Origin of the sequence: Pseudomonas sp. MIS38, assembly GCF_019891575.1 — a bacterium.
GTDB classification, from domain to species: domain Bacteria; phylum Pseudomonadota; class Gammaproteobacteria; order Pseudomonadales; family Pseudomonadaceae; genus Aquipseudomonas; species Aquipseudomonas putida_A.
The window spans coordinates 26,965-40,598 of record NZ_JAFLXF010000032.1 but is presented as its reverse complement, the minus strand read 5'-3'; the positions used below and the strand labels follow the sequence as shown (position 1 = coordinate 40,598).

Below are 13,634 nucleotides of genomic sequence, written 5' to 3'. Positions count from 1 at the left end.
TACATCGACCTGAAAGACCTTATGGATTATGGATTCGGCAACCAAGTTTCAGGTCGGCAAATTGCTTCAGCATCCCCCAAACAGTCCCCTCTCCCTCCGGGAGAGGGTTAGGGTGAGGGGCTTTTACATAGGCGGCGTGACGCCATCCTTGCCGGCGGAAATCGATTGCGCCGTCAACGTGCCGTCTGCGTCCTGGGTCACGAAGCTGACAATCTTCACCCCGACCTTGAGCAAGCTGCGATCCCCCGGCGTCAGGTTGACGATCGGCACGTCCTCCGGCACCAGGATCTTCTGCTGCCCGCCCTTGTAGTTGACGGTCAGCACCCGGCCATTGCTGACCACCAGATCACCGACGCTGCCATTGGTCATGCTGCTGCCCTTGGCCAGATCAAACGGCCGATGACCGTCACCGCTGCCGGTCAGTTCCGGCGGGAATACGTGCACTTCCATTGCCTTGAGGGTGCCATCTTCCTGCGGCATGGCGGCCGAGCCAATGTAGCTGCCGGGTTTGATGTCTTCGATATTCGCCAGCGTGACGGCACGCACCTTGGTGTCCGCAGTCAACCGGATCACCACGTTCTCGCCGCTGTTGACGTGGACTTTCAGCGAATCGGCGCTGACCCCGGTGATCTCACCGCGCACGCCGAGACGCATGCCCGGGGCATCGGCGGCCTGCACCGCAGTGGCACTGAGCAGGCCAAGCAAGGCAATCGTAGTCGTGTGACGCAGCAGCTGACGCAACATGGCAATCCTCCGTTGATGAACAGTAATAGCGCAGAAGTAAACATAAGCACGCTATCGAAGAACATGTAAGTGAATGTATCATCGACCCTCCCCGGCCGGACGCAAGGTTCGCCGATGGACGACACCGCCGTTGAAGCCAATCATTCCGCAACGGAATAACTGATATCGATCGAAGGCTTCTACCGCCGCTTCGGTACGTCCCTTAGCCTCACCGCATTCCCTTTCGCTGGATCGAGAAACCTTATGAACGCCACAACTCACGCAATGACCCGAGGCATGGTGCTGCTGTTCGCCTTCTGCTGCGGCGCGATCGTCGCCAACATCTACTACGCGCAACCGATCATCGGCCTGATCGCGCCGGACATCGGTCTTTCCGACACCATGGCCAGCTTCATCGTCTCGCTGACGCAGATCGGTTATGCGCTGGGCCTGTTCTTCCTGGTGCCGCTGGGCGACCTGCTGGAAAACCGCCGGTTGATGATCATCACCACGGTGGTGGCGATTGCCAGCCTGCTCGGCGCGGCGTTCACCAGTCAGCCGAACGTGTTCCTGCTGATCTCGTTGCTGGTGGGCTTCAGTTCGGTGTCGGTGCAGATCCTGATTCCGCTGGCCGCGCATCTGGCGCCGGAAGAATCCCGTGGCCGGGTGGTCGGCGGGATCATGGGCGGCCTGCTGTTGGGCATTCTGCTGGCGCGGCCGGTGTCGAGCGTAGTGGCTGACCATTTCGGCTGGCGTGCGATGTTCATGATTGCCGCGGCGTTGATGGCCGCGATCAGCGTGGTGCTGGCGTTGACCGTGCCCAAGCGTCAACCGGATCACAGCGCTTCCTACGGCCAGTTGCTCGGCTCGCTGTGGACCCTGCTGCGCCAGCAACCGGTGCTGCGTCAGCGGGCGTTTTATCAGGGCTGCATGTTCGCCACCTTCAGCCTGTTCTGGACAGCGGTGCCACTGGAACTGGCGCGCAACCACGGTCTGTCGCAAAGCGAGATTGCGATCTTCGCGCTGGTCGGTGCCATCGGTGCCATCGCCGCGCCGATCAGCGGACGCCTGGCTGACGCCGGCCACACCCGCATCGCTTCGCTGCTGGCCATGCTGTTCGCCAGCCTGAGCTTCCTGCCGGCCTTCATTCACCCGGCCTACAGCGTCATCGGCCTCGCGGTGACCGGCGTGGTACTGGACTTCTGCGTGCAGATGAACATGGTTCTCGGCCAGCGCGCGGTCTACTCGCTGGACGCCAAAAGCCGTGGTCGCCTCAACGCGCTGTACATGACCAGCATCTTCATCGGCGGCGCTTTCGGCTCGTCGGTCGCCAGTGCGGTATATGAGCATGGCGGCTGGTTGTGGATCGTGATTGTCGGTAGCGCGTTCCCGCTGCTGGCGTTGTTGCGGTTCCTGAGTGCGTCGCAGCGTGGTGCTTTGGCAACGGCGTAAGATGTCGAGCAAGCTCGCTCCCACAGGTTGCTCACTGGGCCTGTGAGAGCGATGACGCTTAATACCGAACCAGCTTCTCCATCGCCGCATCTGCCAGAAACGAAGAGCGGCTTTTGACATTGTGTTCACGCACATAGCGATCGATGCGCTGGATCACATAGCCTGGCAACGTCACGTTGACCTTCTCGGTCTTGCCCATGTACGGCGAGATATCCAGCTCGAGCATCCCCCAGCCCATGTCGGCAAACTCCGGATTATTGCGATGGGCCGCTGCCGACGTCGGCATCGGAATCGATTCCCCGTCCGCCGCCATCTCCTGCAACATGAGATGGGCGACTTCAACGGCTGCGTTATAGGCGTCCTCGAAAGTGTCCCCGGCCGTGACGGCGCCGGGAATGTCAGGTATCTGAATACCGATGGCGGTGTTGTCGTCACCCCATTCGATGCAGATCGGATATTGCATTATGGATCTCCCTTGTAGCTGGCTGGCGGGTGGTACAACCCGGCACGCCTCCTGATGCTTTTGACCGTCCCCAGCGGCAAATCCTTTTTAGGGTGAGGAACGGGAATGGTGTACGGGTTGTAACGATGCGTGAAGATGTGATGACTGCCGGTGACTCGATCCAGCGTCCAGCCTGCCTCCTCCAGCTCCTTGATCAATAGCCTGCTTTGCACCTGGCGCCTCCTTGCTCCGGCCGAATAAAAGTAACTCTAGAGTTATCTTTACTCAAGCACATAAATCTGCAGGACGACGTTTGGTTGTTTTACCGCATGTGATTGAATGGACGCGGATTACACTCAGCACCCTATTCCCTGTTGGAGCGGGCTTGCTCGCGAAGGCGTTGGATCAGCCAATACATGTGCTGAATGTCAGACCGCTTTCGCGAGCAAGCCCGCTCCCACAAGGGGACTACGACAACTTTCAGATTTGCAGGAAGACTGATGGACCGCCTCGCCGCCATGGAAACCTTCGTCTACGTGGTCGAAACCGGCTCCTTTTCCGCCGCCGCCCGACGCCTGAATATCGGCCAGCCCGCCGTGTCGAAAACCATCGCTCAGTTGGAAAAACGCCTGGCGGTCAGCCTGTTGCTGCGCTCGACTCGCGGCCTGACCCCGACCGAAGCCGGACTCGCGTTTTTCGAACGGGCCAGGCGTGCCATTGATGAAGCCAACGAAGCCGATAACGCCGCCCGTGGCAGCGCCAGCGGTTTAAGCGGCAACCTGCGGATCAGCGCGGCGGTGACTTTCGGTCGCCTGCACGTCGTGCCGCAGCTGGGGCCGTTTCTCGAGCAGCATCCACAGCTGAACATCGACCTGATGCTCGATGATCGCAACATCAATCTGGTCGAAGAAGGTATCGACGTCGCCCTGCGCATGGGCCCGCTCAGCGACTCCAGCCTCACCGTGCGTAAAATCGCCGACTGTCGCCGCGTAGTGCTCGGCACCCCGGCCTACTTCGCCCGCCACGGCGAGCCGAGCTGCCCTGCCGATTTGGATAAGCATCAAGGCATCGTCTACAACCTCAGCGGCGGCGCCACCTGGATCTTCACCCAGGGCAGCGAACAACAGACGCAAACCCTGACCGGCCGCCTGCGGGTCAGCGCCGCCGAGGGTTTGCGTGCAGCCGTGCTGGCCGATCAGGGCCTGACCATCGCCTCGCAATGGATGTTCGCTCCGGAGCTGGCAAGCGGTGCGGTCAGGGCGGTGATGAGTGACTGGGTATTGCCGGATCAGGACTTGTGGGCGGTGTTTCCCACGGGGCGGATGGTCAGTGCGAAGGCGCGGGCGTTTGTGGATTATGTGCAAGGGTTGTTGACCAGCGAACTTTGAAAACAGCAGATCAAAAGATCGCAGGCTTCGCCAGCTCCTACAGGGACATCATCAATGCCCGGCAACACACAAAAAAACGGCGATCCAGAGATCGCCGTTTTTTCATCACTGCCCGAACTGTTTGCCCAATCCCGGCGGTACGCCGTGGATATCGGTGTCTTCCCAAGGGCCGTTGGGGCTGACGGAGCGAGTCCAGCCGTTGTTCCAGCGGAAGTAGGTGCGCTGGCGGTAGAAGGTGTTGGGCTGGTCGTCGAGGACGTAGACGCCGAGCTTCTGGTCCCAGTGGCTGTTGCCGCCCGGTGGTGGGGCGAAGCTGGCTGAGGTGCGTGGGACTGGCTTGGACGGTTTGGCCGGGATGCTTTTGCCCGGTGTCGGCGAGGTCGACGGGGTCGGGCTCGGTTGTGACGGCGGGATCGGCGGCAGGTTGGTGGTCGGTTCCGGTCGGTGCACCGCACAGGCGCTCATGCCCAGGGCCATTGTGATGACTGCGATTCGGGCGAGACTGTGCATGGCGGTGCTTTCCTGGTGGCCGGTGCTTATTTGTCCGGGCTGTCGATGGTCAGTGTTTGCGGCGCGGTGGTGCTGCTGGCCAGCGGGCCGCTGCGACCTACCCACTCCCCGGCGGTTGGCTGACCGGCGCGAGAGATGCGTGCAACCAGTTGGACTTCAGGAAAGTTCGACAGTTTCAACTGCGGCATCATGGCGTCGGCATCGCCCAGTTCGACAGTGACCGGCAGATCGGCCACGGTCAGACGCTTGGCCGCCAGCGGTGCCGGTGGGCCAGAAACGGCGCGGGCGAAGATGAACACGCTGTCGCCCGGTTGCACCTGGCCTTTGAGTTCGCTGGACAGATCCACGCGCACCTTGAGCAGTGCGGCAACCTTGGCGGCCGGCGCTGCGGCGACCTTGCCGCCACTGGCTTGCAGGCGCTCGGTGGCGCGCTCGATCCCGCCCTGCAAGGCGGCGCGGGAGTTGTCGCCCTCTGGCAACTGCGCCAGCAGCCGGGTCCAATAGTCGATTGCCTGCTGATAACGCTCACCCTCGAACGCGGCGATGCCGAGCAGACCGAGGCTGGTGACTTCTTTCGGATCGGCTTTCAGCGCTTCATCGGTCAGGGTCTGGATCTTGTCCGACCACTTTTTACCGTCGGCAAAATACTGCGCCTGTGCCCACTGGCCGAGCAGTTCCGGCTGGCGACCGGCCAGGTTGGCGGCGCGTTCGAACATCTTCGCCGCATCTGCCGGACGATCCTGGGCCATGTAGGTACGACCAAGGAAGTACAAGCCTTCGGCGGAATCCGGTTGCGCCGCAACAGCACGCTCCAGACGCCGGGTCATCTCTTCCATCGACTGCGGCGCCTGGGCGAATTCACGGGTCAGTTCGACTTTATCGGCAGCACCGAAATGCAGGTACAGACCCAGGCCCAACACCGGCACCAACACCGCCGCCAGCAGCGGCAACGGCTTGCCCAGTTTCGACACACGCGGTGCGGCAACGCCTTCGGTATCGGCGAGCAGCTCACGCGCCGCTTCCGCGCGCCCGCTGTCCATTTGCGCGGCATCGAGTACGCCTTCAGCCTGCTGCGCTTGCAGCTCGGCCACGCGTTCCTGATACAGCGCCACGTTCAGGGCAGTTCGATCCTCTTCACGCTGGGCGCGACGGCCACGCAAAACCGGGATCAGCAGAAAACTCAGGGCGACCAGAAGCAACAGCCCTGCGGCAAGCCAGAAATCAATCATTCTTGGTTTTTATCCAACAGTTGGTCGAGGCGCTGACGCTCTTCGGTGGACAGCGATGGCGGGGTCTCGGTGCGTTGTGCGCGGCGTCGGCGAACGATCACTGCGATCACCACCAGACCACCGAACAACAGGCCGGCCGGGCCGAACCACAGCAGTGCAGTCTTGGCATTGAGCGCCGGTTTGTAGCGGACGAAATCACCGTAGCGATCGACCATGAAATCGATGATCTGCTGATTGTCCTTGCCCTCGCCGAGCATGCGGAAAATCTCTTTGCGCAGGTCGGCGGCAATCGGCGCGTTGGAGTCGGCGATGTCCTGGTTCTGGCACTTGGGGCAGCGCAGTTCCTTGGTCAGTTCACGAAAGCGCTCGCGATCGCCTTCTTTGGCGAACTCGTAGGTGTCGATCGCGGCATGCGCCACACCGGCCAGACTCAAGCCCAAGACCACGGCAGCAATGAAACGCTTCATGGCTTGGCCTCATCGACCAGCGCCTGATACTTGGCTGCGAGTTTTTCGCGCCAGACCTGCTCGTCGATCACCCCGACGTACTTGTCGCGGATGATGCCCTTGGCGTCGATGAAGAAGGTTTCCGGCGCGCCGTACACGCCGAGGTTCAGGCCCAGCGAGCCTTCGTCGTCACGGATATCCAGCAGGTACGGGTTGTGGAATTCGGCCAGCCACTTCAACGCATCGGCGTTGGTGTCCTTGTAGTTGATGCCGTAGATCACCACACCACGCTCGGCCAGTTTGTTCAGCACCGGGTGCTCGACCCGGCAGGAAATGCACCAGGTGCCCCAGACGTTGACCAGCGCCGGTTTGCCGAGAATGTCAGCCTTGGTCAGGGTCTTGTCGCCCTGCACGTTCGGCAGAGTGAACTCCGGGAAGGGCTTGTTGATCATCGCCGACGGCAGCTCCGCCGGATCGAGGTACAGACCGCGATAAAGAAACACCGCCACCAGCAGGAAAATCGCCAGGGGTACCAGCATCAACCAACGTCTCATGCAGCCGCTCCTTGCAGGCCGAGGGCTTCACGCACCCGGGCTTTGACCTTGACTCGATAACGCCGATCCAGCGCCGCCAGCAATCCGCCCAGACCGGTCAGCAGACCGCCAAACCAGATCCAGCGCACGAACGGTTTGACGTGAACCCGCACCGCCCACGCGCCGTTTTCCAGCGGCTCGCCCAGTGCAACGTAGAGATCGCGAGTGAAACCGGCGTCGATCCCGGCCTCGGTCATCATCGAACTCTGCACGGTGTACAGGCGTTTTTCCGGGTGCAGCACGCTGACTTCCTTGCCGTCGCGGATCACCCGGATGGTGCCCTTGTCGGAGGTGAAGTTCGGCCCTTCGAAGTGTTTGGCACCTTCGAAGATGAAGTGATAACCGGCCAGATCCATCGACTCGCCCGGCGCCAGACGCAGGTCGCGCTCGGCACTGTTCTGACTCGACAGCACCACACCGAGGGCGCACACGGCGATGCCGAGGTGAGCGATCTGCATGCCCCAGTAGCTGCGGGTCAGGGTTGGCAGGCCTTTGATCAGGCCCTTGTGGCGAGTCTTGTCGAAGATGTCGCGCACACCGGCGAGCAACACCCATGCGGCAAGCAGGAACGTCGCGATCACCGCCCAGTTGAAATCGCCGTAAGCGACACCGGCCACCACGGCCAATGCGACGCTGCCGAGCAGCACCGGGGTCAGCATGTTCGCCAGCCACTTCACCGGGGTGTCCTTCCAGCGCACGACCACGCCGACCGCCATTACCACCATCAGCAACGCCATCAGCGGGATGAACAGCGCGTTGAAGTACGGCGGGCCTACTGACAGCTTGGCGCCGCTGATCGCATCAAGAATCAGCGGATACAGCGTGCCGAGCAGAATCATCGACGCGGCCACCACCAGCACCAGGTTGTTGCCCAGCAACAGGGTTTCCCGCGACCACAGGTTGAAGCCGACCTGGCTCTTGACCACCGGAGCGCGCAACGCAAACAGCGTCAGCGAACCGCCGACCACGAACAGCAGGAAGATCAGAATGAACACGCCGCGCTCAGGGTCCGAGGCAAACGCATGTACCGAAGTCAGCACGCCGGAGCGCACGAGGAACGTACCGAGCAGGCTCAACGAAAATGCGGCAATCGCCAGCAACACCGTCCAGCTCTTGAACACCCCACGTTTTTCCGTGACTGCCAGCGAGTGAATCAGCGCGGTGCCGACCAGCCATGGCATGAACGAGGCGTTTTCCACCGGGTCCCAGAACCACCAGCCGCCCCAGCCGAGTTCGTAGTAAGCCCACCACGAACCGAGGGTGATGCCGATGCCGAGGAAGGCCCAGGCGACAATCGTCCAAGGGCGCGACCAGCGTGCCCACGCGGCGTCGAGACGACCACCGAGCAGTGCAGCGATGGCGAAGGCGAACGCCACCGAGAAGCCGACGTACCCCATGTAGAGCATCGGCGGATGCACAATCAGGCCGATGTCTTGCAGCAGCGGATTGAGGTCACGCCCGTCGGCCGGAATCTGCGGCAGGATCCGCGAGAACGGGTTGGAGGTGAGGATCAGAAACAACAGGAAACCGGTGCTGATCATGCCCATCACCGCCAGTACGCGAGCGAGCATGACTTGCGGCAACTGCCGGGAGAACATCGACACGGCGAAGGTCCAGCCACCGAGGATCAACGCCCACAGCAGCAGCGACCCTTCGTGGGCGCCCCACACCGCGCTGAACTTGTAGTACCACGGCAAGGCGCTGTTGGAGTTCATCGCGACGTAACCGACCGAGAAATCGTCGGTCATGAACGCGTAGGTCAGGCAACCGAAGGCAAACAGCAGGAACGCAAACTGACCCCACGCCGCCGGCTGGGCCAGGCCCATCCACATGCGGTCACCGCGCCACGCACCGAACAGCGGCACCACGGCCTGCACCAGCGCAAAACACAGCGCCAGAATCATCGCCAGATGGCCGAGTTCGGGAATAAACAGTGCAGAAGTCATCGATCAACCCTCCTTCGCTTGGGTCGGTGCCGATTGACCACTGTCTTTCAGCGCTTTGGTCACTTCCGGCGGCATGTACTTCTCGTCGTGCTTGGCCAGCACTTCATCGGCCACCACCACGCCGTCGGCGTTGAGTTTGCCCAGGGCGACAATGCCCTGCCCTTCGCGGAACAGATCCGGGAGGATCCCGCGATAGGTGATGGTCACGGCTTTGTTGAAGTCGGTGACAACGAATTTGACGTCCAGTGAGTCCGGCGAACGCTGCAGCGAGCCCTTCTCGACCATGCCGCCGGCGCGGATGCGCGTGTCGTGCGGCGCTTCACCGTTGGCGATCTGGGTCGGCGTGTAAAACAGGTTGATGTTTTCCTGCAGGGCGCTCAGGGCCAGGCCGACGGCAGCGCCGACCCCGACCAGGATCGCCAGAATGAGGGTCAGACGTTTTTTGCGCAGCGGATTCACTTGCCGTTCTCCCGGCGCAGACGACGCGCCTCTTGTTGCAGATAGCGCTTGCGGGCCGCGATCGGTGCGACCACGTTGAGGATCAGCACCGCCAGACAGATACCGTAGGCCGACCAGACATATAGGCCATGGTGGCCCATGGCGAGGAAGTCGCCGAATGAAGCAAAACTCATCGCGCGGCCTCCAGGCTGTTCTGCACTTCTTCTTTGACCCAACTGGCGCGGGCTTCGCGCTTGAGCACTTCAAGGCGCATGCGCAACAACAGCACGGCGCCGAAGAAACAGTAGAAACCCAGCACCGTCAGCAACAGCGGCAGCCACATTTCCGCGGGCATCGCCGGTTTCTCAGTGAGGGTGAAGGTCGCGCCCTGGTGCAGGGTGTTCCACCACTCCACCGAGTATTTGATGATCGGAATGTTGATCACCCCGACGATCGCCAGTACCGCGCAGGCCTTGGCGGCGCTGTCACGGTTGCTGATGGCATTGCCCAGCGCAATCACCCCGAAATACAGGAACAGCAGAATCAGCATCGACGTCAGCCGCGCATCCCAGACCCACCACGAGCCCCAGGTCGGCTTGCCCCAGATCGCCCCGGTGACCAGCGCCACGGCGGTCATCCACGCGCCGATCGGCGCCGCGCATTGCAGGGCGACGTCGGCCAGTTTCATTTTCCATACCAGCCCGACCACGCCGCATACCGCCAGGATCACGTAGATCGACTGCGCCAGCATTGCCGCCGGCACGTGGATGTAGATGATGCGGAAGCTGTTGCCCTGCTGATAATCCGGCGGCGCGAAGGCCAGGCCCCAGACGACGCCAACGCTGATCAGCAGCAACGCGGCAATGCTCAGCCACGGCAGAAACCTGCTGCTGATGCCGTAGAACCACTTGGGCGAGCCGAGCTTGTGAAACCAGGTCCAGTTCATACTGTTTCCATCACGGGTGCCGCTCATCGGTGTGAGCAGTCTCAGGGTCTTTGCTGGTTAAATTTTAACCAGACCTCATTATTCGCCGACGCTGATCTTCAGGCCAGCAGCTATTGCAAAAGGTGTCAGGGTGATCGCCAGGGCGGTCAGGCTACCCAGCCACAGCAGATACCCGGTCGCCGGCATGCCTTGCAAGGCGGCCTGCAAGGCGCCACTGCCCAGGATCAACACCGGGATGTACAACGGCAGAATCAGCAACGCCAGCAACAGGCCGCCGCGTTTCAAACCAACCGTCAGCGCCGCGCCCACCGCACCGAGCAGGCTCAGCACCGGTGTACCCAGCAGCAACGACAACAGCAACACCGGCAGGCAGGCGACCGGCAAACCGAGCATCAACGCCAGCAACGGCGAGAGCAGAACCAGTGCCAGTCCCGAGAACAGCCAGTGTGCCAGCACCTTGGCCAGCACCAGTAGGGGCAGCGGGTGCGGCGAAAGGACCCACTGTTCCAGGGAGCCATCTTCGAAATCACTGCGAAACAGTCCGTCCAGCGAAAGCAGGACCGACAACAACGCGGCCACCCAGACTAACCCCGGGGACAGGTTTTGCAAGACTTGAGTTTCCGGGCCGACGGCCAGCGGGAACAAGGCGATGACGATGGCGAAGAAAATCAGCGGATTGGCCAGTTCCGCCGGGCGACGAAACAGCAAACGGGACTCACGGGCAACCAGCAGGCCGAACACACTCATACTGCCCAGTTCCCCAGATCGATATCGCGATAACCGGCCGGCATCCGGCTCAGTGTGTGGTGCGTGGTCAGAACCACCAGACCGCCGCGCTCGCAGTGCCCGGCCAAGTGTTCTTCAAGCTGCGCCACGCCCTGTTTGTCGAGCGCGGTGAACGGCTCGTCGAGAATCCACAGCGGCGGGCTGTCCAGATACAGCCGCGCCAGCGCCACGCGGCGTTGCTGACCGGCGGACAGGGTGTGGCAGGGAACATCTTCGAATCCGCGCAATCCTACGGCTGCCAGCGCCTGCCAGATCGCCTCGCGTCCGGCAGGCCGATGCAGGGCGCAGAGCCAGGACAGGTTCTCTTCCGGGGTCAGCAGGTCCTTGATCCCGGCAGCGTGGCCGATCCACAACAGGTTGCGCGCCAGTTCGCTCGGTTGTGCAGTCAAGGGCTGGCCGTTGAGCAGCACCTGACCGCTGGTCGGCTGCATCAACCCGGACAATAGACGCAGCAGGCTGGTCTTGCCGCTGCCGTTGGGGCCGCTGATCTGCACCATATCGCCACTGGCCAGTCGCAATTCGAGATTTTCGAAGAGCAGTCGCAGGTCTCGCTCACAGGCAAGGGCAACGGTTTGCAGGACAGGACTGGTCAAGGGATCACGGGCCTTATACGGTTCAAGTCGGCTCTGGCGCGGCCGTTAAAGAGATGCAGGATAAATGCAATGACGGTGCGAACCAGAGAGCTGGATCAAACAATTGCTATGTTTTCTGAACGAAGCGCAAGACGCGCGGCATTATACATGCCGTGCCTTACTCCCAAGAGCGCAATTTCCTCAGGTTGTGTCCGCGTATGACAGGCGAAATGAACATCCTCCCGCTGCCGCCCGCCACCCCGGCGAACACGCGCCCGCTGGTGATGAGCGGTGAGTTGCTCAAGCTGCTGACCCCGGTCGAAGGCCTGATCGGCGCCGGGCAAAGCGCCCAGGCCGAGGTGTTGTCACTCAAGCAGGCGGATCAGACCTTTCAACTGCTGCTCAAGGTGACCGTCGACGGCGGCCGGCAGACCACCGTGCAAGCCAGCAGCAACCTGCCGTTGCCGACCGGCACCAACCTGGCCGTCACTCAGCCGTCGGCGGGCAATCTGGCGATCACCGTGCAACAGGCGATTGCCAGCAGCGTCGCCGCCCTCACCCGCATCGACACCGCGCAGTTGCCGGTCGGCACGCTGCTGCAAGGCAAGGTGCTGACCTCGCAGACACTGCCGCAAGTGCCGGGACAGCCGACGGTGTACCGCTCGCTGGTGAGCCTGCTCAACACCGCGCAGAGCGGCGCCACACTGGACATCGACAGCCCGACGCCACTGCGCATCGGCACCCTGCTCTCGGCACTGGTCGAAGACTCGCAAACCCTCAAGTTCGTGCCGCTGAGCAGCCGCCAGGAGCAATTGGCGGTAAGCCAGCAACTGCTCGGCCAGCAGAGCCGCCAAGGTTCGCTGGACGGTTTGCTCAATGCTCTGCAAAACCTGCCGAGCGACGACGAGCAGACCTCGCAGGACCTGCGCGCTGCCGTCACGCGCCTGCTCGCCAACCTGCCCGATGTGCAGCAAATGAGCACCGCCAAAGGCGTGGCGCTGGCCCTGGCCAACAGCGGTGCCTTCCTCGAAGCCAAATTGCTGACCGGAGAGAATCCGGCGCTGGCCCCGGACATGAAAGCCGATCTGCTCAAGCTGATCGCGCAACTGTCCCCGGGTGCGCCGGGCAATGCCAGTTTCAACGCGATAATCGCTGCCAACACCCTGGCGCAAGCACTGCCGAGCTTCGTGCGCAACGCCCTCGGCACCCTCGGTCAGGTCAGCGCCAAACCGCTGCCCAGCAGTTTCCCGCTGCCCGACCGCCTGCTGCAAAGCCTCGACGGCGAAGGCGATCTTGAACATCTGCTGCGCCTCGCCGCGGCAGCCGTGTCGCGTCTGCAAAGCCATCAGCTGTCGAGCCTGGAACAGACCGGTGTCACCGATGACGGCCGTTTGCTCAGCACCTGGCAGCTGGAAATCCCCATGCGCAACCTGCAGGACATCGTGCCGTTGCAGGTCAAGTTTCAGCGCGAAGAAGCGCCGGAAAGAGAACCGCAACCCAACGAACGCCGTGACGAACGCGAACCCAAACAGCAGCTGTGGCGCGTCGACCTGGCGTTCGACATGGAGCCGTTGGGGCCGATGCAGATTCAGGCGCAGTTGATTGCCGGCAGCCTGTCGAGTCAGCTCTGGGCCGAACGCCCGTACACCGCCGACCTCATCGAAACCAATCTGTTCGCCCTGCGTCAGCGCCTGCTCGATCGCGGCCTGAATGTCGGCGATCTCGATTGCCACCTCGGCACCCCGCCGCAAGGCAACCAAACCCGCCTCGAACATCGCTGGGTCGACGAAACCGCATGAACGATTCCACTGCTCCACGCCAGGCCATCGCCCTCAAATACGACGGCAACCACGCCCCGACCCTCACCGCCAAGGGCGACGAGGAACTGGCGGAAGAAATCCTGCGCATCGCCCGCGACTGTGAAGTGCCGATCTATGAAAACGCCGAGCTGGTGCGGCTGTTGGCGCGAATGGAACTGGGCGACAGCATCCCCGAGGAGCTGTACCGCACGATCGCCGAGATCATCGCGTTCGCGTGGAACCTGAAGGGGAAATTCCCCGAGGGGCAGGATCCGGATGCGCCGATGGTCGAGAAGGACGTTACCGAACGCGGGGCTGATTACTAGGCCGCGCCGAATACAGGCTCAAGTGCACGCGTCCCCGC

General features: G+C 62.2%; 17 protein-coding genes. 4 read left to right on the top strand and 13 right to left on the bottom strand.

All coding sequences use genetic code 11. The features are described 5' to 3' along the window. Positions 1 to 123: 123 nt before the first annotated feature. Complete coding sequence (locus J1G18_RS26445; RefSeq protein WP_223009268.1) at positions 124 to 744, bottom strand: DUF5666 domain-containing protein; 621 nt, start codon at positions 742 to 744, stop codon at positions 124 to 126. Positions 745 to 987: 243 nt separating this feature from the next. Here J1G18_RS26445 and J1G18_RS26440 point away from each other — a divergent pair, with 243 nt between their 5' ends. Continuing rightward, positions 988 to 2,175, top strand: coding sequence for an MFS transporter (locus J1G18_RS26440; RefSeq protein ID WP_096796242.1), 1,188 nt, complete (start codon positions 988 to 990; stop codon positions 2,173 to 2,175). 58 nt (positions 2,176 to 2,233) lie between these two features. Here the strand turns inward: J1G18_RS26440 and J1G18_RS26435 are convergent, their stop codons facing one another. After that, complete coding sequence (locus J1G18_RS26435) at positions 2,234 to 2,638, bottom strand: type II toxin-antitoxin system HicB family antitoxin (protein ID WP_007961664.1); 405 nt, start codon at positions 2,636 to 2,638, stop codon at positions 2,234 to 2,236. Continuing rightward, positions 2,638 to 2,850 carry a type II toxin-antitoxin system HicA family toxin gene (locus tag J1G18_RS26430; RefSeq protein WP_027613935.1) on the bottom strand — a complete coding sequence of 71 codons (213 nt, stop codon included), beginning with the start codon at positions 2,848 to 2,850 and terminating at the stop codon, positions 2,638 to 2,640. Before J1G18_RS26430 ends, J1G18_RS26435 begins: the two co-directional genes overlap by 1 nt. 267 nt (positions 2,851 to 3,117) lie before the next feature. On the opposite strand from J1G18_RS26430, the gene J1G18_RS26425 reads away from it, so the two are divergent. Then, on the top strand, positions 3,118 to 4,005 hold the full coding sequence (locus tag J1G18_RS26425) for a LysR family transcriptional regulator (RefSeq protein ID WP_223009265.1): 888 nt from the start codon (positions 3,118 to 3,120) through the stop codon (positions 4,003 to 4,005). Between the two features lie 105 nt (positions 4,006 to 4,110). On the opposite strand, the gene J1G18_RS26420 is transcribed toward J1G18_RS26425, so the two are convergent. The 10 genes from J1G18_RS26420 to ccmA all read right to left on the bottom strand — a co-directional run bounded on the left by J1G18_RS26420 (position 4,111) and on the right by ccmA (position 11,492). After that, entirely contained in the window at positions 4,111 to 4,515 is a 405-nt protein-coding gene (locus J1G18_RS26420; RefSeq protein ID WP_007961667.1) for a hypothetical protein, read from the bottom strand. A 26-nt stretch (positions 4,516 to 4,541) separates the two neighbouring features. Then, a complete protein-coding gene (ccmI, locus tag J1G18_RS26415) occupies positions 4,542 to 5,744 on the bottom strand; it encodes a c-type cytochrome biogenesis protein CcmI (RefSeq protein ID WP_139054097.1) in 1,203 nt (400 codons plus the stop codon). Then, on the bottom strand, positions 5,741 to 6,211 hold the full coding sequence (locus tag J1G18_RS26410; protein ID WP_003222948.1) for a cytochrome c-type biogenesis protein: 471 nt from the start codon (positions 6,209 to 6,211) through the stop codon (positions 5,741 to 5,743). Before J1G18_RS26410 ends, ccmI begins: the two co-directional genes overlap by 4 nt. Next, on the bottom strand, positions 6,208 to 6,744 hold the full coding sequence (locus tag J1G18_RS26405; RefSeq protein WP_095139393.1) for a DsbE family thiol:disulfide interchange protein: 537 nt from the start codon (positions 6,742 to 6,744) through the stop codon (positions 6,208 to 6,210). Before J1G18_RS26405 ends, J1G18_RS26410 begins: the two co-directional genes overlap by 4 nt. Continuing rightward, the gene (locus J1G18_RS26400; protein ID WP_223009262.1) at positions 6,741 to 8,729 is read right to left on the bottom strand and encodes a heme lyase CcmF/NrfE family subunit; all 1,989 of its coding nucleotides are present in this window, start codon (positions 8,727 to 8,729) and stop codon (positions 6,741 to 6,743) included. The genes J1G18_RS26405 and J1G18_RS26400 overlap by 4 nt, the downstream gene beginning before the upstream one ends. A 3-nt stretch (positions 8,730 to 8,732) precedes the next feature. After that, positions 8,733 to 9,188, bottom strand: coding sequence for a cytochrome c maturation protein CcmE (ccmE, locus tag J1G18_RS26395; RefSeq protein WP_007961672.1), 456 nt, complete (start codon positions 9,186 to 9,188; stop codon positions 8,733 to 8,735). Beyond that, complete coding sequence (gene ccmD / locus J1G18_RS26390) at positions 9,185 to 9,361, bottom strand: heme exporter protein CcmD (RefSeq protein WP_003222944.1); 177 nt, start codon at positions 9,359 to 9,361, stop codon at positions 9,185 to 9,187. The genes ccmE and ccmD overlap by 4 nt, the downstream gene beginning before the upstream one ends. Further along, on the bottom strand, positions 9,358 to 10,113 hold the full coding sequence (locus tag J1G18_RS26385) for a heme ABC transporter permease (protein WP_223009259.1): 756 nt from the start codon (positions 10,111 to 10,113) through the stop codon (positions 9,358 to 9,360). Before J1G18_RS26385 ends, ccmD begins: the two co-directional genes overlap by 4 nt. Before the next feature lie 78 nt (positions 10,114 to 10,191). Next, complete coding sequence (gene ccmB, locus J1G18_RS26380; RefSeq protein ID WP_003222942.1) at positions 10,192 to 10,860, bottom strand: heme exporter protein CcmB; 669 nt, start codon at positions 10,858 to 10,860, stop codon at positions 10,192 to 10,194. Then, positions 10,857 to 11,492, bottom strand: a complete 636-nt coding sequence (gene ccmA / locus J1G18_RS26375; protein WP_027613927.1) for a cytochrome c biogenesis heme-transporting ATPase CcmA — start codon at positions 11,490 to 11,492, stop codon at positions 10,857 to 10,859. The genes ccmB and ccmA overlap by 4 nt, the downstream gene beginning before the upstream one ends. 197 nt (positions 11,493 to 11,689) lie before the next feature. Between ccmA and J1G18_RS26370 the strand changes: the two genes are divergently transcribed. Both J1G18_RS26370 and J1G18_RS26365 read left to right on the top strand, forming a co-directional pair. Next, positions 11,690 to 13,270, top strand: coding sequence for a flagellar hook-length control protein FliK (locus J1G18_RS26370; protein ID WP_223009256.1), 1,581 nt, complete (start codon positions 11,690 to 11,692; stop codon positions 13,268 to 13,270). Next, positions 13,267 to 13,596, top strand: a complete 330-nt coding sequence (locus J1G18_RS26365) for an EscU/YscU/HrcU family type III secretion system export apparatus switch protein (RefSeq protein ID WP_007961677.1) — start codon at positions 13,267 to 13,269, stop codon at positions 13,594 to 13,596. Before J1G18_RS26370 ends, J1G18_RS26365 begins: the two co-directional genes overlap by 4 nt. Positions 13,597 to 13,634: the final 38 nt, after the last annotated feature.

Bases quoted from the DNA above. Each gene is read 5' to 3' on its own strand.
- J1G18_RS26400 (WP_223009262.1), bottom strand. From the start codon at position 8,729: ATGACTTCTGCACTGTTTATTCCCGAACTCGGCCATCTGGCGATGATT.
- J1G18_RS26370 (WP_223009256.1), top strand. From the start codon at position 11,690: ATGACAGGCGAAATGAACATCCTCCCGCTGCCGCCCGCCACCCCGGCG.
- J1G18_RS26425 (WP_223009265.1), top strand. From the start codon at position 3,118: ATGGACCGCCTCGCCGCCATGGAAACCTTCGTCTACGTGGTCGAAACC.
- ccmI (WP_139054097.1), bottom strand. From the start codon at position 5,744: ATGATTGATTTCTGGCTTGCCGCAGGGCTGTTGCTTCTGGTCGCCCTG.
- J1G18_RS26410 (WP_003222948.1), bottom strand. From the start codon at position 6,211: ATGAAGCGTTTCATTGCTGCCGTGGTCTTGGGCTTGAGTCTGGCCGGT.
- ccmD (WP_003222944.1), bottom strand. From the start codon at position 9,361: ATGAGTTTTGCTTCATTCGGCGACTTCCTCGCCATGGGCCACCATGGC.
- J1G18_RS26385 (WP_223009259.1), bottom strand. From the start codon at position 10,113: ATGAACTGGACCTGGTTTCACAAGCTCGGCTCGCCCAAGTGGTTCTAC.
- J1G18_RS26405 (WP_095139393.1), bottom strand. From the start codon at position 6,744: ATGAGACGTTGGTTGATGCTGGTACCCCTGGCGATTTTCCTGCTGGTG.
- ccmB (WP_003222942.1), bottom strand. From the start codon at position 10,860: ATGAGTGTGTTCGGCCTGCTGGTTGCCCGTGAGTCCCGTTTGCTGTTT.
- J1G18_RS26440 (WP_096796242.1), top strand. From the start codon at position 988: ATGAACGCCACAACTCACGCAATGACCCGAGGCATGGTGCTGCTGTTC.
- J1G18_RS26420 (WP_007961667.1), bottom strand. From the start codon at position 4,515: ATGCACAGTCTCGCCCGAATCGCAGTCATCACAATGGCCCTGGGCATG.
- J1G18_RS26435 (WP_007961664.1), bottom strand. From the start codon at position 2,638: ATGCAATATCCGATCTGCATCGAATGGGGTGACGACAACACCGCCATC.
- J1G18_RS26445 (WP_223009268.1), bottom strand. From the start codon at position 744: ATGTTGCGTCAGCTGCTGCGTCACACGACTACGATTGCCTTGCTTGGC.
- J1G18_RS26365 (WP_007961677.1), top strand. From the start codon at position 13,267: ATGAACGATTCCACTGCTCCACGCCAGGCCATCGCCCTCAAATACGAC.